The sequence below is a fragment of the Candidatus Pelagibacter sp. genome (assembly GCF_052046145.1).
Lineage (GTDB): Bacteria > Pseudomonadota > Alphaproteobacteria > Pelagibacterales > Pelagibacteraceae > Pelagibacter.
Window position 1 is genome coordinate 1,028,191 of sequence record NZ_JBNGZR010000001.1, and the last position, 20,199, is coordinate 1,048,389.

Annotated in this window: 24 protein-coding genes; 12 read left to right on the forward strand and 12 right to left on the reverse strand. The window is 28.2% G+C overall.

What is annotated here, in order from left to right:
• The first annotated feature begins 1 nt into the window (after position 1).
• From ACTT88_RS05550 to rnhA, 4 genes are read left to right on the forward strand one after another with little or no spacing between them, the layout of a single operon-like run.
• Complete coding sequence (locus ACTT88_RS05550) at positions 2-937, forward strand: Brp/Blh family beta-carotene 15,15'-dioxygenase (protein ID WP_440908315.1); 936 nt, start codon at positions 2-4, stop codon at positions 935-937.
• Positions 927-1,871, forward strand: coding sequence for a 4-hydroxy-3-methylbut-2-enyl diphosphate reductase (gene ispH, locus ACTT88_RS05555; protein WP_440908316.1), 945 nt, complete (start codon positions 927-929; stop codon positions 1,869-1,871). The genes ACTT88_RS05550 and ispH overlap by 11 nt, the downstream gene beginning before the upstream one ends.
• 2 nt (positions 1,872-1,873) lie before the next feature.
• Positions 1,874-2,839, forward strand: coding sequence for a homoserine kinase (locus ACTT88_RS05560; RefSeq protein ID WP_440908317.1), 966 nt, complete (start codon positions 1,874-1,876; stop codon positions 2,837-2,839).
• Positions 2,839-3,264 carry a ribonuclease HI gene (rnhA, locus tag ACTT88_RS05565; RefSeq protein WP_440908318.1) on the forward strand — a complete coding sequence of 142 codons (426 nt, stop codon included), beginning with the start codon at positions 2,839-2,841 and terminating at the stop codon, positions 3,262-3,264. The genes ACTT88_RS05560 and rnhA overlap by 1 nt, the downstream gene beginning before the upstream one ends.
• Here the strand turns inward: rnhA and ACTT88_RS05570 are convergent.
• The 10 genes from ACTT88_RS05570 to ACTT88_RS05615 all read right to left on the reverse strand — a co-directional run bounded on the left by ACTT88_RS05570 (position 3,256) and on the right by ACTT88_RS05615 (position 11,393).
• On the reverse strand, positions 3,256-3,744 hold the full coding sequence (locus ACTT88_RS05570; protein WP_440908319.1) for a redoxin family protein: 489 nt from the start codon (positions 3,742-3,744) through the stop codon (positions 3,256-3,258). The genes rnhA and ACTT88_RS05570 overlap by 9 nt on opposite strands.
• On the reverse strand, positions 3,741-5,123 hold the full coding sequence (gene thrC, locus ACTT88_RS05575; protein ID WP_440908320.1) for a threonine synthase: 1,383 nt from the start codon (positions 5,121-5,123) through the stop codon (positions 3,741-3,743). The genes ACTT88_RS05570 and thrC overlap by 4 nt, the downstream gene beginning before the upstream one ends.
• A complete protein-coding gene (locus tag ACTT88_RS05580) occupies positions 5,124-5,777 on the reverse strand; it encodes an SURF1 family protein (RefSeq protein ID WP_440908321.1) in 654 nt (217 codons plus the stop codon).
• Positions 5,778-5,786: 9 nt separating this feature from the next.
• Positions 5,787-6,575 carry a cytochrome c oxidase subunit 3 gene (locus ACTT88_RS05585; protein ID WP_440908322.1) on the reverse strand — a complete coding sequence of 263 codons (789 nt, stop codon included), beginning with the start codon at positions 6,573-6,575 and terminating at the stop codon, positions 5,787-5,789.
• A 9-nt stretch (positions 6,576-6,584) separates the two neighbouring features.
• The gene (locus ACTT88_RS05590; protein WP_440908323.1) at positions 6,585-7,118 is read right to left on the reverse strand and encodes a cytochrome c oxidase assembly protein; all 534 of its coding nucleotides are present in this window, start codon (positions 7,116-7,118) and stop codon (positions 6,585-6,587) included.
• Positions 7,115-7,240, reverse strand: a complete 126-nt coding sequence (locus ACTT88_RS05595) for a serine protease (RefSeq protein WP_072090818.1) — start codon at positions 7,238-7,240, stop codon at positions 7,115-7,117. Before ACTT88_RS05595 ends, ACTT88_RS05590 begins: the two co-directional genes overlap by 4 nt.
• Complete coding sequence (cyoE, locus tag ACTT88_RS05600; protein ID WP_440908324.1) at positions 7,237-8,148, reverse strand: heme o synthase; 912 nt, start codon at positions 8,146-8,148, stop codon at positions 7,237-7,239. The genes ACTT88_RS05595 and cyoE overlap by 4 nt, the downstream gene beginning before the upstream one ends.
• Before the next feature lie 33 nt (positions 8,149-8,181).
• Positions 8,182-9,816, reverse strand: a complete 1,635-nt coding sequence (ctaD, locus tag ACTT88_RS05605; protein WP_271560297.1) for a cytochrome c oxidase subunit I — start codon at positions 9,814-9,816, stop codon at positions 8,182-8,184.
• Between the two features lies 1 nt (position 9,817).
• Complete coding sequence (gene coxB, locus ACTT88_RS05610) at positions 9,818-10,633, reverse strand: cytochrome c oxidase subunit II (protein ID WP_440908325.1); 816 nt, start codon at positions 10,631-10,633, stop codon at positions 9,818-9,820.
• Positions 10,634-10,694: 61 nt separating this feature from the next.
• The gene (locus tag ACTT88_RS05615) at positions 10,695-11,393 is read right to left on the reverse strand and encodes an RsmE family RNA methyltransferase (RefSeq protein ID WP_440908326.1); all 699 of its coding nucleotides are present in this window, start codon (positions 11,391-11,393) and stop codon (positions 10,695-10,697) included.
• Positions 11,394-11,409: 16 nt separating this feature from the next.
• Here ACTT88_RS05615 and ACTT88_RS05620 point away from each other — a divergent pair, with 16 nt between their 5' ends.
• The 3 genes from ACTT88_RS05620 to ACTT88_RS05630 are packed head-to-tail and all read left to right on the forward strand — an operon-like array spanning position 11,410 to position 13,907.
• Positions 11,410-12,072: a haloacid dehalogenase type II gene (locus tag ACTT88_RS05620; RefSeq protein WP_440908327.1), complete on the forward strand. Its 663-nt coding sequence runs from the start codon at positions 11,410-11,412 to the stop codon at positions 12,070-12,072.
• 20 nt (positions 12,073-12,092) lie between these two features.
• Entirely contained in the window at positions 12,093-12,929 is an 837-nt protein-coding gene (locus tag ACTT88_RS05625; RefSeq protein ID WP_440908328.1) for a pirin family protein, read from the forward strand.
• Positions 12,930-12,932: 3 nt separating this feature from the next.
• Complete coding sequence (locus ACTT88_RS05630) at positions 12,933-13,907, forward strand: quinone oxidoreductase family protein (protein ID WP_440908329.1); 975 nt, start codon at positions 12,933-12,935, stop codon at positions 13,905-13,907.
• Here the strand turns inward: ACTT88_RS05630 and ACTT88_RS05635 are convergent.
• The gene (locus ACTT88_RS05635; RefSeq protein WP_440908330.1) at positions 13,900-14,304 is read right to left on the reverse strand and encodes a DUF2721 domain-containing protein; all 405 of its coding nucleotides are present in this window, start codon (positions 14,302-14,304) and stop codon (positions 13,900-13,902) included. The genes ACTT88_RS05630 and ACTT88_RS05635 overlap by 8 nt on opposite strands.
• 49 nt (positions 14,305-14,353) lie before the next feature.
• Here ACTT88_RS05635 and ubiA point away from each other — a divergent pair, with 49 nt between their 5' ends.
• From ubiA to ACTT88_RS05660, 5 genes are read left to right on the forward strand one after another with little or no spacing between them, the layout of a single operon-like run.
• Positions 14,354-15,223, forward strand: coding sequence for a 4-hydroxybenzoate octaprenyltransferase (gene ubiA, locus ACTT88_RS05640; protein WP_440908331.1), 870 nt, complete (start codon positions 14,354-14,356; stop codon positions 15,221-15,223).
• Positions 15,220-16,956 carry an ABC transporter ATP-binding protein gene (locus ACTT88_RS05645; protein WP_440908332.1) on the forward strand — a complete coding sequence of 579 codons (1,737 nt, stop codon included), beginning with the start codon at positions 15,220-15,222 and terminating at the stop codon, positions 16,954-16,956. Before ubiA ends, ACTT88_RS05645 begins: the two co-directional genes overlap by 4 nt.
• Before the next feature lie 2 nt (positions 16,957-16,958).
• Positions 16,959-18,209, forward strand: a complete 1,251-nt coding sequence (locus tag ACTT88_RS05650) for a 3-deoxy-D-manno-octulosonic acid transferase (RefSeq protein WP_440908333.1) — start codon at positions 16,959-16,961, stop codon at positions 18,207-18,209.
• Complete coding sequence (lpxK, locus tag ACTT88_RS05655) at positions 18,190-19,116, forward strand: tetraacyldisaccharide 4'-kinase (protein WP_440908334.1); 927 nt, start codon at positions 18,190-18,192, stop codon at positions 19,114-19,116. The genes ACTT88_RS05650 and lpxK overlap by 20 nt, the downstream gene beginning before the upstream one ends.
• Before the next feature lie 2 nt (positions 19,117-19,118).
• Positions 19,119-19,979: a lysophospholipid acyltransferase family protein gene (locus tag ACTT88_RS05660; RefSeq protein ID WP_440908335.1), complete on the forward strand. Its 861-nt coding sequence runs from the start codon at positions 19,119-19,121 to the stop codon at positions 19,977-19,979.
• Between the two features lie 2 nt (positions 19,980-19,981).
• On the opposite strand, the gene ACTT88_RS05665 is transcribed toward ACTT88_RS05660, so the two are convergent.
• Positions 19,982-20,179, reverse strand: a complete 198-nt coding sequence (locus tag ACTT88_RS05665; RefSeq protein ID WP_440908336.1) for a DUF2093 domain-containing protein — start codon at positions 20,177-20,179, stop codon at positions 19,982-19,984.
• Between the last annotated feature and the right edge of the window lie 20 nt (positions 20,180-20,199).

Below are 20,199 nucleotides of genomic sequence, written 5' to 3' on the forward strand. Positions count from 1 at the left end.
GATGATCAATAAAATAAGAAAAATAAATCTAAATCATTCATTTATTTTTTTCTTTGTTGTAAACCTTTTTTGTATTTTGCTATTTAAGTTTAATAATTTAAATATTTCTTCAATTTTGTGTTTACTTTTAATTTTAATTATAGGTGTTTCTCATGGGTCTTTAGATCATATAAAAGGAAAAAAACTGCTAAGATTATTTAATATAAAATCAACCTATATATTCTATATCACGTATATTTTAATTGCAGTAATAGTAATACTAACTTGGATAATATTGCCATCAATAACTTTAATTGTTTTTTTAATGATTGCCTCTTATCACTTTGGAAAAGAGGATACACAATTTTTGATTATTGATAGATCTTATTTCATTCAAATACTTTATTTTTTTAAGGGATTTTTAATTATACTTGCTCCTTTGTATTTTCATTTTCAGGAAACAATAGCGATTTTCAAATTATTATTAATCGATAATGAGACATTTTATTCAAGTTTAAATTTTATTGAGACAAATAATGTAATTCAAATAGGAATATTCTGCAGCACTCTATCTAGTATTTTTCTTTTCTTAAAGAATTTTGAAATAAAGAAATTTGTTGTTTTTTTAGATTATTTTTCAATTTTAATATTAAATTATTATTTATCTCCACTAATAGCTTTTACTGCTTATTTCTGTTTTTTACACTCGATTAGACATTCGATTTCCCTCGCTATTGAACTTGATCCAAATAGTATAGTAAATGGATTTAAATTGTTTCTTAAGAAAGCTTTACCTTTAACAATTTTAACTGCTATTTTTTCTTTTATCGCGCTATATCTACTGAATAATTCATATAATTTAGATAGTGCAATTTTAAAAATAATATTTATAGGTTTGGCGTCTTTAACCTTTCCACATATATTGCTGGAATATTTTTTAGAAAAAAATGAAACATAAAGAATTAAAAATATTATTATCTGCACCTCGTGGGTTCTGTGCTGGAGTAGAAAGAGCAATTGAAATAGTAGAAAAATCTATACAAAAATTTGGATCTCCAGTTTATGTACGACATGAAATTGTACATAATAAGTATGTCGTAGATGATTTAAAAAATAAAGGAGCAATATTTGTCGAAGAGCTGGAGGAAATAAAAGATAAATCAAGACCAGTAATTTTTTCGGCACATGGTGTTCCAAAAAAAATACCTGAAGATGCAAAAAATTATAAAATGACTTATGTTGATGCTACATGTCCACTTGTTTCTAAGGTTCATAGAGAAGCAGAAAATCTTAATAAAGCTGGTTACCATATAATTTTAATTGGTCATGAAAATCATCCAGAAGTAATTGGAACTATGGGTCAATTAAATGAAGGTTCTATAGATTTAATCCAAAATGAGGAAGATGCTAAAAACTATAAAAATAAACTAGACAAAAAATTGGCATATATTACTCAGACTACTTTGTCAGTTGATGATACAAAACAAATAATCAAAATTTTAAAAACTAATTTCCCTAATATAAAAGAACCAATGAAAGAAGATATTTGTTATGCAACTACTAACCGTCAAATGGCAGTAAAAAATATTGCAAAAAATTGTGATATGTTTTTTGTTATTGGAAGTAGAAACTCCTCAAATTCTGTTAGATTAGTTGAAGTGGCAAAAAAATCAGGCTGTGAAAATTCACAACTTATTCATTCAGAAAGCTCAATACCGTTTGATCAAATAGAAAATTGCAATACTATAGGTATATCCTCAGGAGCATCTGCGCCAGAAATATTAGTTGAAAATTTTATTAATGATTTAAAAAGTAAATTTTCTATAAGTATTGATGAAGTAGAAATAATTAAAGAAGATGTAATATTTAAAGCTCCCAAAAAATTAAATTAAAAATGGCTGTCTATACAAAAATAAATCAAAAAGAAATTAATATTATAAATAAAAATTTTAATATTAATAAAGTAATAAGTTTTAAAGGTATCAAGCAAGGAATAGAAAATACAAACTATCTTCTTAAATCAAAAAAGAAAAAATACATTTTAACTATATTTGAAAAAAGAGTTTTACAAAAAGAAATACCATTTTTTATGAAATTGATGGATATTTTAAATAATTCAAAAATAAATTGTCCTAAGCCTCTGAAAACTAGAAATAATAAATATCTTATTAAATTAAAAAATAAAACTGCATGTATTGTATCATTCTTGGAAGGTAAAGATAAAAAAATATTAAATATAAATGATTGTTATACAGTTGGTAAAACAATTGCTCGAATGCATGTGGTCACAAATACAATGAAGCTTAATAGAAAAAATTCGATGGGTATTAAGAATTTAAAACCTTTGTTGGAAACTATTAAATTTAAGTCAAAAAAGTTTTCAAATTTAAAAGTATTCTTAAACAATAACCTAAAACATATTAATAGATATTGGCCTAAAAAATTGCCCAAAGGTATTATCCATGGTGACTTATTTATAGATAATATCTTCTTCAAAAAAAATAAACTTTCTGGAATTATTGATTTCTACTTTGCTGCTAATGATTATTTTATGTATGAAATTGCTATATGCATCAATGCTCTTTGTTTTGATTATAAAAAGAGAAAATTCCATTTAAATAAGAAAAAAATTAAAAATTTAATCAAAGGGTATGAAAGTGTTAAAAAAATTTCAATGAAAGAAAAAAAATCTATAAATATTTTGTGTAGAGGTGCAGCATTAAGATATTTATTAACAAGATTGTATGACTACTCAAATACACCAAAAACAGCATTGATTAAAATTAAAGACCCTAATGAATATTATCAAAAATTACTTTCTCACAATAATTTAAGTTCATTTAAAGATTATTTAAATTAATGATTACAATTTATACAGACGGTTCTTGTTTAACAAATCCAGGTAATGGTGGATGGGCTGCAATTATAAATAATGGAAAAGAAATAAAAAAAATTAGTGGTAACGAAAAAAATACAACAAATAATAGAATGGAATTGTTGGCCCCAATTAATGCATTGAAAGATATGAAGCCTGGTATTGAAATAAAAATATATACTGACTCTCAATATGTAAAAAATGGAATAACTGATTGGATTAATACTTGGTTAGCTAATAATTGGAAAACCTCAAAAAAAGAAGATGTTAAAAATAAAGATTTATGGATTGATCTATATAATTTAAATAAATCTCTTAATATTCAATGGAATTGGGTTAAAGCTCATGATGGAAACCCTTTAAATGAAGAGGTGGACTTACTTGCTAAAAAAGCAGCAAATTTAGATTAATTTTAAAAAATTTTGAGCTGCTGAAATTTCACAAGTGGCAGTATCTTCTTCTGCTTGTATTTTCTTTACAACATTGTTGTCAATTAACATTGTATATCTTGCTGATCTCATTCCCTGGCCTCTGTCGTGTCTATCTATTTCTGCTCCAATTGATTTAGTAAATTCACAATATGGGTCTGCAGCCATGAATATTTTATCTTCAACTTTTTGACTATCACCCCATGCTTTCATCACATTTGGATCGTTAACGGAGACACAAATAATTTTTGTAATCCCTTTGTTCTTTGCTTCCTCATAATTATTAACATACCCTGGCAGATGTTTTGCAGAACAAACTTTTGTAAATGCTCCAGGAACACCAATCACAATTGTTTTATGATTTTTAAATACTTCTGCTGTAGTTATTTTTTTTGCTGCTCCACTTGAGTCTAAATAATAAAATTCTGAATTTGGAAGTTGTTCGCCTTCTTTAATCTTCATTTTGTTTTACCTATAATATAGTTTTTAATTTTTTCTAAATTATTTTCTAATATATCATAATCTTCTCTTTCATTCAAAATAAACTCAAGTTCTTTTGGTAAATCAGATTTTAAATTAATAGCTTTGGAAACTGCATCAGGAAATTTACACGGATGTGCAGTTGCTAGTACAATATTATTTCCTCTTAAGTTGTGTTTGTCGAATGCACCATATCCAATTGCTGTGTGTGGATCTAAAACTACGGAAAATTTTTCATACACCTTTTTAATAACCTCCAAAGTCTCATTTTCACTCAGACTAGCTGATAAAAAATTTTCTCTAATTTTATTTAATTTATCATCACCAATTAAATATTTTCCATTCTCTTTAATATTTTTCATATCTAATGTAGTCTGTTTATCACCCTCATTATTAAGATCGAATATAAGTCTCTCGAAATTACTAGCTATTTGAATATCCATACTAGGAGAAATAGTTTCCGAAACCTTTTCTGCTTCATAACTACCTTTTGATATTGCTCTATGTAAAATGTCGTTTTGATTAGTTGCAACAATCAGTTTATTTATGGGCAAGCCCATTTTTTTGGCTAAATATCCAGCATAAACATCTCCAAAATTTCCTGTTGGTACTGAAAAATTTGTTGGTTCAGCTGTATTTTCAACCAATGAATAACTATAAAAATAGTAAACACTTTGAGCAATAATCCTTGCCCAATTAATAGAGTTTACACCTGACATTTTGATATCATTTGAAAACTGCTTATCTGCAAACATTGATTTAACTAGGTTTTGGCAATCATCAAAATTTCCCTTTATAGCTATATTAAATACATTTTCATGTTTACCTGTTGTCATTAATTTTCTTTGAACTGGTGAAACACGATTGTCTGGATGAAGCACAAAAATATTAACATTTTTTTTACCTTTAATTGCATCAATTGCTGCAGCACCAGTATCTCCAGATGTTGCAACAACAATATTAATTTTTTGATTTTCATTGTTTAGGTAATATTCGTAAAAGTTACCTAAAAGTTGCATGGCAACATCTTTAAAAGCTAAAGTCGGACCATGAAATAATTCTAATATTGTTTTGTCTCCAAGCTTTATGAAATCTACAACGTTATCTTTTCTAAATGTGGAGTAAGATTTATCAATAATTTTGCCCAATTCAGCTTCAGACATAAAATTACCAATAAATGGATAAACAATTTTTTTTGCTAACTCTGAATAACTAAGTGTTTTTAAATCTCTAATTTCATTTTCTCCATATTTCACTAATGTTTCTGGAATAAATAAACCTCCATCTTCGGCAAGACCTTTGATAAAAACGTCTTTAAATTCAAATGTTTTTGATGTGTCTCTTGTACTTACGTATTTCATTTAATAATTTTTTTTCCTAAAATATAAATATATTAAAAGGATTGAAATCGCCATAGTAAACCAGGTAATTGCATACTTCTTGTGATTATTTGAAATTTTAGCAGTTATCACTCTTGGTTTTGGAATTTTATAATCACCGTTTAAATAGATTACATACTCTGAAAAATTTCTTCCAGTAAATTTTAAAATATCTTCTCTATCCAAAGTGAACCAATAATTTTTTTCAATATCATTTTCAGGCTTAAACGTACTTGCTTTATTTTGCAACATAAGAGTGCCAACTATTTGATTTTGATCAACTAAATTTATTTCAGGTAGGTCTTTTTTTTCAAAAGGTATCCATCCCCTATTCACTAAGTAATTTTCATCACCAATTTTTATTGGATTAATTACCTCAAATCCAGGTTTGCCTGTATCATTTAAATTGTATAAATACATTTGTTTATCAAGATCAATTTCTCCGCTTGTCTTTATTCTTAGATAATTTTTTTTTTCAATGTTAGATAATTCCACAGGATCGTTTTTTAAAGAATTTTCTATTTGCTCAATTAAATCTAATTTCCAATTTAATCTATAGATTTGCCAAAACCCAAGAGAGAGCAGGGTCAAAATAATAAAATAAACAAAAACTGAAAATAGTAATTTATTTTTCAAGTATAAATATTAACTTCCCCAAATATAAATTGCAGCAAATAAGAATAGCCACACTACGTCAACAAAATGCCAGTACCAAGCAGCCGCTTCAAATCCAAAATGGTGATCTTTAGTAAAATGACCAAGTTTTCCTCTCCACAAACATACTGCTAAAAATATCGTTCCAATTATGACGTGAAAACCATGAAAACCTGTTGCCATATAAAATACAGCTCCATAAATATGGCCTGAGTAAGTGAAAGTAGCGTGATGATATTCGTATGCTTGCAATAATGTAAAAAAGAAACCAAGAATAACAGTCAGAGTTAAACCTTGTATAAAGCCTTTTCTATCATCTTCTAATAAAGCGTGATGAGCCCAAGTAACAGTTGTTCCTGATAATAATAAAACTAACGTATTTATTAAAGGAATGTCCCAAGGATCAAATGTTTCAATATCTTTTGGTGGCCATACATTTCCAACAAATTCATTTGGAAATAAACTTATGTCGAAGTAAGCCCAAAACCATGCAACAAAGAACATTACCTCTGAAGCAATAAATAAAGTCATTCCATATCTATGATGAATTTGAACGACTGGAGTATGATGACCTTGATGCTCAGCTTCAATAACTACATCTCTGAACCACATGTACGCACCATAAATTAATAACGCTAAACCAAGATACATTCCCCAGGAAATACCGTTATGCATATAAAAAATTGCACCTATTGCTAATACTAAGCATGCAAAAGATGTATAGATTGGCCAAGGGCTTGGATCAACTAAGTGGTAATCGTGTTTTTTCTCTGCTGACATTTTTCGTGATTATGATTGTTTATAGTAATCTGTCGAGAAAAAAGTGTACGACATAGTTACATCTTGTAAATTTTTTGTTGTTGGGTCGTTCACAAGGTCAGGGTCTAAATAAAAAGTCATTACGTAAGTTGCTTTCTCTCCAGCCTTCAACTCTTGTTTTTCAAAGCAAAAACATCCTAATTTACTATAATATTTACCAAAACTTGCCGGTGAAACATTGAAACTTGCTACACCATAAGTAGTTTCGTCTCCAATATTCTCAACTTCAAATTCTATTCTGTTGACCTGACCAACTTTCACATCAATCACGTTTGATTTTGCTTTAAAATTCCATTCAAGATTGTTTACATTTGTATCAAACCTCACACTAACAACCTTATCTAATACTATTTTAGGAGCTTCTTTAGATACCTGGGTTGTTCCTCCAAAGCCTGTAACTCTGCAGAATAGGTCATACAAAGGTACTGCTGCAAAAGACAATCCCAACATAAGGACAAAAATCCCAGCTAAAAGTAAAGGAGTTAATGTTTTGCCTTTAATCATATCTGTCTATCAAATACTCCTACATTGTATAAAGTAAAAACAAATAAAAATACCATAAACGCTAAAATTGCTATTGCAGTTATAATATTTTTTTTCTTTGTTTTTTTGTCAGGTGTTATCATAAAATTTTATCAATTAAAAAAAGAACAAAAATTAAGAATAAATACAAAATTGAATATCCAAAAATAAATTTTGCCTTTTTTGCATCAAATTTGTTTTTTTTAAATTTATAAAGGTCGAAACATAAATAATTATAATAAATTGTCAAAATTAAAGATGGGATTAAAAAAGTTATACCTACAAAGCCAATTGCATAAGGTAAAACAATTACTGGTAACATTGTTAAAGAATAGACAAATATATTTAATTTTGTACTCTCAACACCGTTTGTTAGTGGAAGCATTGGAATTTTCGCTTTTTTGTAATCATCTGATTTATACAAACTTAAAGCCCAAAAATGTGAAGGCGTCCAAAAGAATATAATCAAAAAGAATGTAATTGGCTCAAAAGTTAAAGAATTGGTAGCTATAGTCCAACCAATCACTGGGGGTAATGCTCCTGCAGCTCCTCCTATCACTATATTTTGTGGAGTTTTTCTTTTTAACCAAATTGTATAAACAAACACATAAAACAAAATAGTAAAAAGTAATAAACTAGCTGATATTCTGTTAGAATAATAATCAAGCGCAATTACAGAAAATATTGAAAGGGAAATTCCAAAAACTAGAGCTTGATTTTTGTTTACCTTTCCCGTGGGTATTGGTCTAAGGCAAGTTCTTGTCATTAATGCATCAAGATCAGACTCATACCACATGTTTAAAGCTCCAGCAGCACCTGCTCCAATTGAAACTAAAATTATTCCGATTATTGCATCCTTTGTTGGGATAATATTTGGGGCCATTAACAAACCAACTGCACATGTAAAGATAACCAATGACATTACTCTTGGTTTCATTAATTTAAATAATTCAGATAAATTAAAGTCGTCTTCTTGAGATAAGTTTCTATTTTTTAATTTAGACTTAATCATTAATTTAAAGTTAAAAAATCTTGTTAGCTATATTTAGCTAGTAGATTTTTCAACACCCTCTTCATCTTCAAACTTTGGTAATTCTTCAAAAGTATGAAAATTAGGCGGAGATGGTACAGTCCATTCTAAAGTTGTAGCACCTTCTCCCCATGGGTTTTGTGCTGCAGCCTTTTTCTTATAAAACGCATAAGCGAGGTTTATAAAAAATACTACCAATCCAATTACAGAAATGTAGGAACCAATTGAAGATATGTAATTCCATCCCGCAAAAGCATCTGGATAGTCAGCATATCTTCTTGGCATTCCTGCAAGGCCTAAAAAGTGTTGTGGGAAGAAAACTAAGTTTACTCCTATAAACGTTAACCAGAAGTGTAATTGACCCATCCATTCTGAATACTCGTAACCAGTCATTTTGCCAAACCAGTAATAAAAACCAGCAAAGATGGCAAACACAGCTCCTAATGATAAAACGTAATGAAAATGAGCAACAACATAATATGTATCATGCATTGCAGTATCAACACCAGCATTCGCAAGAACTACACCTGTAACTCCACCAACTGTAAATAAAAATATGAATCCTAAGGCCCAAACCATTGGAGTTTTAAATGAAATTGATCCACCCCACATAGTTGCTATCCATGAAAATATTTTTATACCGGTCGGAACTGCAATGATCATTGTTGCAGCTAAAAAGTATGCTTTTGTATCTGTGCTTAAACCTACTGTGTACATGTGGTGAGCCCATACAACAAAACCAACTATTCCAATTGCAACCATTGCATAAGCCATTCCTAAATATCCAAAAACTGGTTTTCTAGAAAATGTTGAAACAATATGACTGATCATTCCAAAACCTGGTAAAATTAAAATATAAACTTCTGGGTGACCAAAGAACCAAAATAAATGTTGGAATAGTACTGGATCTCCTCCAGTTTGTGCATCAAAGAAAGCTGTTCCAAAGTTCCTATCTGTAAGAAGCATCGTAATTGCTCCTGCTAAAACAGGTAATGATAACAATAATAAGAAAGCGGTAACTAATATTGACCAAGCAAATAATGGCATTTTATGAAGTGTCATGCCAGGTGTTCTCATGTTTAAAATTGTAGTAATAAAGTTTACTGCACCTAAAATTGAAGAAGCTCCAGCTAAGTGTAGACTTAAAATTGCAAAATCCATTGCCGGACCTGGTTGACCTGCTGTAGATGATAATGGAGGATAAATAGTCCATCCTCCTCCTACTCCTGTTTGACCTGGAGGGCCATCCATGAAAATCGACATTATTAATAAGATAAAAGATGTAGGTAGTAACCAGAATGAAATATTGTTCATTCTTGGAAATGCCATGTCTGGAGCACCAATCATTATTGGAACAAACCAGTTACCAAATCCGCCTATCATTGCCGGCATAACCATAAAGAAAATCATTATCAAACCATGACCAGTAACCAACACGTTATATAAATGATAATTTCCACCTAAAATTCCATCACCTGGATGCATCAATTCCATTCTCATTAAAACTGAGAATGCAGTACCAATCACACCTGCGATAATTGCAAATATCAGATACATAGTTCCAATATCTTTGTGGTTAGTTGAATAAGCCCAACGCTTCCAACCAGTTGGTGTATGATGATCGTCGTGTGATGCTGTTTGTGTATACATATTATTTACTCGCTAGTTTTTTAAATCGATCTTCTTCATTAATTTCTTTTGCAAATTTAACTTTGGCATCTAACAACCACTCTTGATATTCCTCTTCAGTAACAACTCTAACTTCAATTGGCATAAACGCATGTTTAATTCCACACAATTCAGAACATTGACCATAATAAGTTCCAACTTTTTCTGCTTTAAACCATGTTTCATTTATTCTTCCAGGCACAGCGTCTCGTTTTACTCCAAATGAAGGAAGTGCCCATGCATGCAAAACATCATTAGCAGTGATCATTACCTTAACAACTTTATTTACTGGAACAACCAGTTCATTATCTACGGCTAACAGTCTTGGCTCGTTTTCTTTTAAGTCTTTAGTTTCAATCATATAAGAATCGAAAAAAATATTTTCATCTGGATACTCGTATCCCCAGTACCATTGGTATCCTATAGCTTTTACAGTTATGTCTGCCTTTGGAATTGCATCTTGTTTGTATAAAATTTTGAATGATGGAACCGCCATCACGATCAGAATTAAACACGGTATTAAAGTCCATAAAACTTCAACAGCAACATTATGAGTTCTTTTTGATGGAACTGGATTTGCTGAAGCTCTAAATTTTATACATGCATAAACCATCAAAAATAGAACAAAAACACTGATTGCTATTATAATTGGTAACAACAATTTATCGTGGAAATTAACGATATCTCTCATAGTCTCGGAAGCAGCCTTTTGAAAACCTAGTTGCCAATCAACTGGTTGATTAGCGAATGCACTTGAAGTGATAAAAAATGTTAGAAATATATATAAAAATTTTTTCATTTTTTTACCCTATATAGAGTGTCTTTTAAAAAAATACACTTTTACTTTTAGCGACAAAATATCAATTAATGGCGTAATTTATGATCGATAAAGCAGAAATTACAGCCGTTTCAGATCTCAAGATGTTTTCATTGATTTTAACAGACTGAACACCATTAAATTTGAGAATCTCTTCTCTCTCCCGCTCAGAAAAATCTCCTTCAGGCCCTATGATTACGCAAGTGGGTTTATTTGTTAACTTTGTAAGATCAATTTTTGTATTAGCAGTATTGAGGTCAGTAAAGATTAAATCCATATCATTGCTTAGAAAGCTTTTTAATTTTTGAGGATCCGCAATTGATGGAACTGTTATTCTATTTGACTGTTCAGCTGCTTCAATTATTACTTTTTCCAATCTCTCTTTATTGACCTTTCTAACAATCGTTCTTTCAAAGATAATTGGTAAAAACTTAGTTACACCTAGCTCTGTAGCTTTTTGGATCATAAAATTAAAGTAATTTGATTTGATTGGAGAAAAAGCCAGCCAGAGATCTTTGTTATTTTCTTTCTGTCTTAATTGTTTTGTAACATTAAATTCAACTAAGTTTTGTGAGATATTTAAGATTTTCGCTTCCCATTCGCCAGTACTATTAAAGAGAGAGAAAACTTCTTTCTCTTTAAGTCTCATGACTTTTGAAACATAGTGTGATTGAGATTTATCAAGTTTGTTAGTCAAATTAAGATATAAACTTTTTGAATAAAATAATCTAATGTTACTCATATGGATAAGTTAGTTTATGAAAAATATTAAAGCAATAATTTTTGATGCTTACGGTACCTTATTTGATGTGAATTCAGCTGCTGAAAAATGTAAAGATAAAATAGGTAATAAGTGGGAAGGTTTCGCCAATTATTGGAGAACCACACAATTAGAATATACTTGGCTGAGAAGTTTAATGAAACGTCATAAGAATTTTTGGCAAGTGACAGAAGAAAGTTTAGATAAATCTATGAAAACTTATGAGATAGATTCTTCTATGAGAAATGAGTTATTAGATCTTTATAAAGTTCTATCGACCTTTAAAGAAGTTCCTGAAGTTTTAAAATCATTAAAAGAAAAAAATTTTAAACTTGCTATTCTTTCAAATGGTACACCTGCCCTTCTTAATGAATTGGTTAAGAGCAACAATTTAGAAAATATATTTGATGATATTTTTTCAATTGAGGAAGTTGGAGTTTATAAACCAGACTCTAAAGTTTATGATATTCCGGTTAAGAAATATCAAATTCAAAGAAATGAAATTACTTTTTTAAGTGCAAATACTTGGGATGTATCTGGTGGTGGAAATTATGGTTATAATTCTATTTGGGTTAATAGAAATAGTAATACTTTTGACAATCTAGATTATTTACCAAAACATCAAATCGAAGACCTTAGTAAGTTACTTGATATAATATAAAAAATTCTTATGTACTAATTATGAAAAATATTGAAGTAAGTAAAATTATTGATCCTATTCCAGCCTCTGACGGTGCTGGAGTAAAATTAAAAAGAAGCATTGGTGTTGAGCCAAATTATTTTGATCCTTTCTTAATGCTTGATGAATTTGGATCAGAAAATAGTGAGGATTATATTGCGGGTTTCCCACCCCACCCTCATAGAGGAATTGAAACAGTGACTTATATGTTGGCTGGAGATTTTGAGCATAAAGATAGTACAGGTGGTGAAGGTAGAATGACTGCAGGAGATGTTCAATGGATGAAAACGGGAAGTGGGATCATTCATTCAGAAATGCCTGCTATGAAAGAAGGAAGACTTCATGGTTTTCAATTATGGATTAACATGCCTGCTAAATTAAAAATGAGTAAGCCTGAATATCTTTATATTGATGCTGATAAAATGAGTGTTCATAAAGATGATGAGAAACAAGTAAAAGTTATTGCTGGTAAATTCGAGAATGCTGAAGGACCAGTAAAAGGTCATAACGTAGAACCAGTTTATTTTGATGTTGAACTCAACAAAAGTAAAGAATTTAATTTTAAATTACCATCTACCCACAATACTTTTGTTTATTTAATTAGTGGTGAAATTGAAATTGGAAAAGATAAACACGATCAAGTTATAGATAGTACTTTAATATTATTAACTAAAGGTGAAAATTTAAGTATTAAAGCAAAATCAAATGCTAAGTTTTTAGTGATTTCGGGTAAACCAATAAATGAGGAAATAGCTAGAGGCGGACCGTTTGTGATGAATACCAAAGCAGAAATCTTGCAAGCAGTTCAAGATTATCATAATGGTACGTTTGTAAAATAAATTATGAAAGCTGTACAAATCAATAAAACTGGTGGACCTGAAGTTTTAGAAGTTAAAGATATATCTTTAGACAAACCGGGTCCTGATCAAGTAACCATTGAACAAAAAGCAATTGGTCTTAACTACATTGATACTTACCATAGATCAGGTTTATACCCTTTAAAACTGCCGATTGGTTTAGGTTTAGAAGGTGCTGGAATTATTACTGATGTTGGAGAGAACGTTAAAGATTTCAAAGTTGGTGACAAAATTTCTTATGCAGGTATTCCTTTAGGTTCATATAGTTCTCACAGAAACTATCCAACTAAGAATTTGGTTAAAGTACCAGATGGTATTGATCTAGAAATAGCTGCAACATTAATGACAAAAGGTTTAACAACTTTTTATCTTTTGCATAAAACTTATCCAATTAAATCAGGTGAAACAATTTTATTTCATGCAGCTGCTGGTGGTGTTGGTCAAATTTTTGGACAATGGGCAAAAAATTTAGGATGTACTGTTATAGGTACAGTTGGATCGGATGAAAAAGTAAATATAGCAAAAGAAAATGGTTATGATCATGTTATAAATTATAATAAAGAAAATTTTGCAAAAAAAATTTTAGAGATTACTGACGGTAAGGGTGTCCCAGTTGTTTATGATGGTGTGGGTAAAGATACACTAGATGGATCTATTGAATGTTTAGCTATTAGAGGAATGATGGTTTCTTTTGGAAATGCATCTGGACCATTGTCAGATATCAATGTGCCAAAAGTTATTCAACCTAAAGGTCTTTATCTTGTAAGACCATCAATGCAACAATACCTTTCAACTAGAGAAGAATTAGATGAAGCTTCAAAAACAATGTTTGAAAAAATTAGCTCTGGAAAAGTAAAAATTAAAATTTTCAAAAAATATAAGCTAGAGGAAGTTATACAAGCTCACCAAGATCTTGAGGGAAGAAAAATTTTAGGCCCCGCTGTAATAGTTCCTAATTAACATCAACATCCATATCTGACATATGAAGTTTAAGAGCATTAGTTGAAATTTGAATTTCTCTAATAAAAAATAATATTGATATTATCATTGATAAACAACAAGATCCAAAAATTACCCTAGCGAGAAAAACTTCATCTAAATATAAAGCAAATACAGTCAACATATTAAAAAGAAATCCAAATGAAGCAAAAAGTATTGTCCATCTTAAAAGAGTTATTCTTCCACTTAGATTGATAAACTGTTTTTTCCATTCTGGTGGAATATGCTTTTCATAAACATGCTCATCATGTAGCTGTCTGATTAAAATACTTAAAGAATGAAATCTATTACTATAAACAGCCATCATTAAAGGAATTGCAGGAAACATTAATGCTGTGACTGTGTAATCTATATTCATACGAATCAATTTGATTATGAATCTACCCTTTGTTATTTACAAGTAAATTATGAACCAAATAAAGTTATTTATAGAACTTACAAGATTAAAAAAACCAATTGGTTTCATGCTTTTATTTTGGCCATGTGCCTGGGGATTAACTTTAGCTTATGACTTTAAAGATAGTTTAAATCTTTATTTTTTTTATTTATTTCTATTTTTTTTAGGATCTGTCTTAATGAGATCTGCTGGGTGTATTGTAAACGATATATTGGATAAAGAATTTGATACGAAAGTATTTCGTACAAAAAATCGCCCCATTGCTTCAGGAAAAATTTCTATAAAACTTGCAATTATTTATTCAGCAGGACTATGTTTTTTAGCCCTTTTAGTGTTATTAAATTTTAATCCTTTTACAATTATTTTAGCTTTAAGTTCAATGCCCCTTGCTTTTTCTTACCCTTTAATGAAAAGATATACTTATTGGCCTCAGTTGTTTTTAGGGGTAACATTTAACTATGGACTAATTCTTGGATGGACTTCAACAAAAGGGAGTATAGATTTCACCCCAATTCTATTCTATCTAGGAGCCATATTTTGGACACTCGGTTATGACACGGTGTATGGATATCAAGATATCAAAGATGATGAAATTATAGGACTTAAGTCAACTTCTATAAAATTTAAAGAGGAACCGAAAAAGTTTTTATTCTTTTGTTACACTTCTTTAATAATTTTATTTTTGATCGGAGGATATTTTATGAAGTTTAATTATATTTATTTTTTATTGTTTGTAATTCCTTCTTTTCATCTACTTTTTTTTCAATTGAAAATTTTTAATTTTAAAAATCCTTCAAGTTGCCTTAGGGCATTCAAGAGTAATAATTTTCTTGGTTTAATTATATTTTTAAATATTTTAGTTGCAAAGTATCTAATATGAAGAAATCTGAAATTTATAAAAGATTATGGAATGATTATTCAAAAATTTATTTAAATAAAATTTTTTTGTCAGGTTTTTTTTCAATATTAGTAGCAGGCAGCACCTCATCTATTGCATGGCTTCTAGATCCAGCAATTAAAAAACTTTTCATTGAAAAAGATCAAACGTTAATATTTTTCATTCCATTGTTAATTATTCTTGCTTTTACAACAAAAGGTTTATCATTATATTTTGCAAAATCTATTATGATTGGTGTTGGCGAGGCGATTAAAAAGAAATTGCAGTATGATATGATAAATACTCTAATTGGAACTGATACACAAATAATAGACAAAAAACACTCAGGAAAATTTATTTCAAATTTAACATATGATGTTATGCATATTACAAATTTATTAAGTACAGCAGTATTGTCCTTATTCAAAGATTCTCTTACTTTAATAGGATTATTAGCTGTAATGTTTTTTCAGAATTGGAAACTAGCATTAATATCAATTGTAATGATACCACTTGCAAGTATTTCAGCAAAAACTCTCGGTAAAAGAATGAGCAAGGTAGCGACTGAGGCTCAAGAAAAATCAGGTTTTTTAACAACTTATTTAGTTGAATTATTTAAAAATCATAAATTAATTAAAATCTTTCAAAAAGAAGATTACGAAAAGGAAAGAGCAAACCTACATTTATCAGAATTGAAAGAAAAAAATCAAAAAATACAAACCGTATTTATAAGAATATCTCCAATAATGGAAATATTAACAGGCATAATGATTGCTGTTTTAATTTTTTATTCAGGAAAGCTTATGGCTAATGGAGAAGTTGATATAAATAATTTTTTCTCCTTCTTAGCCGCTATGATGTTAGCATATCAACCTGTCAGAGCACTATCAACTTTAAATATAACCTTAAATCAAGGTTTATCTGCTGCTTCAAGGATTATACCTATTATTGATCAAAAAAATAATATTATTGATATAAATAACGCTGATACTCTTAATGTTAAAAATTCAGATATAAAATTTAAAAACCTTAAATTTTCTTATGAAACAGATGAAAAGACTACATTAAATTCTATTAACCTTGAATTCATAGGAGGAAAAATGACTTCACTAGTAGGGCATAGTGGATCAGGAAAATCGACAATTTTAAATTTAATACCAAGATTTTATGATGCACAATCTGGAGATATAACTATAGATAATCAATCCATTTATAAAATCAAAATTGAGTCTCTTAGAAACGAAATATCAATGGTAAGTCAAGAAACTACTTTGTTTGATGATACAATTAAAAATAATATTAAATACGCGAATGAGCATGCAACAAATGAGGAGGTCTACAAAGTTGCAAAACTCTCATTTTGTGAGGAGTTTATTAATAAACTTCCAAATAAATATGAAACTTTAATAGGAGAAAATGGTGTTAGATTATCTGGAGGTGAAAAACAAAGGCTATCTATAGCTAGAGCGATGTTAAAAAAGAGTTCAATCATATTATTAGATGAAGCAACATCATCATTGGACTCTGAAACAGAAAATAAAATACAAGAAGCATTGAAAATTTTAACAAGAAACAAAACTACAATTGTTATTGCTCATAGACTATCAACAATTTTAAATTCAAATAATATTTATGTAATTGATTCTGGACAAGTAGTAGATAGTGGCAAACATAATGACCTAATGAATAAGTCAGAGTTGTATAAGAGTTTTTATGAAAAACAAATTCAAAAATAAATATGTTTTTAATTTATCAAATTATTATTTCTTTGCTCATAATAATTTCTCCTTTTGTTATTATCTTTAGAATTTTTAAAAAAAAAGAGGATAAAAAAAGATTTATTGAAAAATTTAGCATATCGACAGTTAAAAGAAGAAAAGGTAAAATTATATGGTTTCATGGTGCTAGTGTAGGTGAAGTTCTAAGTATTATACCAATCATAAAATATTATGAAAAAAAAAAATCTATTGACCAAATATTAATCACCTCATCTACACTAAGTTCTTCATATGTTTTAAAAAAATTTAATTTTAAAAAAACTGTTCATCAATTTTATCCTATTGATCATTTTTTGTTTACAAAGAATTTTTTAAACTATTGGAAACCAAGTTTGGCAATTTTTATAGAGTCAGAAATATGGCCTTATATGTTTAAAAATTTACAAAAAAAAAAAATTCCTTTAATTTTATTAAATGCAAGAATTACAAACAAAACCTTTAATCGATGGTTAAAAATTAAATTTTTCTCAAAATTAATTTTTAAAATGGTAACAATTGCCTATCCACAAAATATTGAAACCAAATATTTTTTAAAAAAAATAAACACCAAAAAAATAAATCTCATAGGAAATCTCAAATTTGCTGCAAATCCAGAAGAGAATTTCATAATAAAAAATAAAAAATTACAATCTGAATTTAATAGAAATAAAATTTGGGTAGCCTCTAGCACACATAAAAATGAAGAAATTTTTTGCGCCTATGCTCACAAAGAACTTAAAAAAAAAATTAAAAACCTAATTACTATAATTATTCCTCGACATGTACATAGAGCAAATGAAATAGCATTAGAAATGAAAAAAATTGATTTAAAAGTAGCTTATCACAGCTCAAAAATTAAAACTTTAAAAAATATTGATATTTATATTGTTGATACATTTGGTGAGACTAAATTATTTCATAAAATCAGTTCCACAGTCTTTTTAGGAGGATCTATAATTAATAGAGGGGGACAGAACCCTCTAGAAGCTGCAAGATTAGGATCAAAAATACTACATGGACCTAATACAGATAATTTTAAGGATGTATATAAGCATTTAGAGTTATTAAATATTGCTAAAAAAATTAATACACCATTGCAACTTGCATCATCAATTGTTTTTAAAAAAAATAAAAATTCAGGTAAAAAAATAAAACAAATAGGAAAAAAAATTTTAAAGAAAACTATAAATGAATTAAATTATCTAATTAATAATGAATTTAAAAAAACCTAATTTTTGGGATAAAAAGAGACCAAATATATTGGCATATTTATTATTTCCAGCAGCATTAATAATACAAATTTTTAATTATCTTAAAAAAAAACCGGATAATGCTAAAATGAATATCAAAACTATTTGTGTAGGAAATTTTTATATCGGTGGCACTGGTAAAACTTCATTATGTATTAAAATAAATAAAATCTTTAAAAAAAGAAAAATTAAATCCTGCTTTATTAAAAAGTCTTATAAAAATCAAGCTGATGAGCAAAAACTTTTAAGTAATTATGGTAAGCTATTTTTATCCTCATATAGAAGAAAAGCTTTACAAAATGCCATTGATGAAAATTATGAAGTAGCGATACTTGATGATGGAATTCAAGATAAATCTATTACATACGATTTAAGTTTTATTTGTTTTAATAATATTAACTGGATAGGAAATGGAATGACTATTCCTGCTGGACCATTAAGGGAGGATATAGGAAATTTGAAGAATTATGATCACGTATTTTTAAATGGCAATTTAGAAAATTTAGATGAAATAAAAACACAAATACTAAAAATTAATTCTAAAATAAATATTCATTTAGGAAAATATGAGATTACAAATTTAAACGAATTTAAAAAAGAAAATGATTATTTGGTATTTTCTGGAATTGGCAATCATGCAACCTTTGTTGCGATGCTTAAAGAACATGGATTTAAAATTAAAAAAGATTTAGAATTTTCTGACCATTATCAATACAATGGAAATGATTTAAATAAAATCATTTCAGAAGCAGAATTATTAAATTGCAAAATAATTACAACTGAAAAGGATTTTTTAAGATTAAATGAAAAAAATGATAGTAAAATAAAATTTATAAAATCAGAATTAAAAATAATTGATGAGGAGAAACTAATTAAATTTATTAATTAATTATGAAATATATTAAATATTTTTTTGAATTTTTATTCTCAATTTTTTTCTTTATTTTTTTTAAAATTATTGGACCTAAACTATCTTCAAATATAAGTGGAAAAATATTTGAAATGATCGGTCCTTTTTTTAGATCAAAAAAAGTAATTCATAATAACATAAAAAGAGCTTTGCCTGAAATTGATGAAACTAATTTAAAGAATATTGAAAACTCGATGTGGAATAATTATGGAAGAATTTTTGCAGAGTATATTTTTCTCAAAGATTTTAGATATGGAAAATTGGCTTCTGAAGTACAAATTGAAGGTAAAGAAATTTTAAATGATATTAAAGAAAACAACAAACAAGTAATTTTTATTTCTGGTCATTTGAGTAATTTTGAACTTATGGCAATGTTTATAGAAAAATCTGGTATAAACTTATCTGCTATTTATCGCCCTTTAAATAATATATTTTTAAATGTAATAATGGAAAGTATTAGAAAAAAATATATTTGTAAAAATCAAATTAAAAAAGGTTTAGCTGGATTAAAAAAATTAATTAAATTAAAAAAAAAAAATTACTCTACTGCTCTAATGATTGACCAGAGAGTGTCGGAGGGCATCTTATCACCTTTATTTAAAGAAAAAGCACTTACCACCACTATACCAGCTCAGTTAGTTAAAAAATTCAATATACCAATAGTCCCTGTTTATATTGAAAGGATTAATGGGTTAAAATTCAAAATTACTATAAATCAACCTCTTTTCTTTCCTCAAAACTTAACCCAACAACAAATAACTGACAATTTAAATCAAATTCTTGAAAAGTTTATTTTAAGTAAGCCAGAGAATTGGATATGGTCGCACAATAGATGGAAATAAGTTTATTTTTTGTTTGTGTCTGATCTTTTTTTATCCGCTTCCATATATGAGAAATATGGTTCTTGTAATTCTACATTCCAATAAGTTAAATTTTCTAGATCAATTCTCTTTCCAGAGACAGCACATTCAACATAATCCCCTTGTTCAATAATTTGAAAATTATTTGGTAAATATTTTATTTTTGCTAATTTTTTTTTCATTTTTAGTTTATACAGTTTTA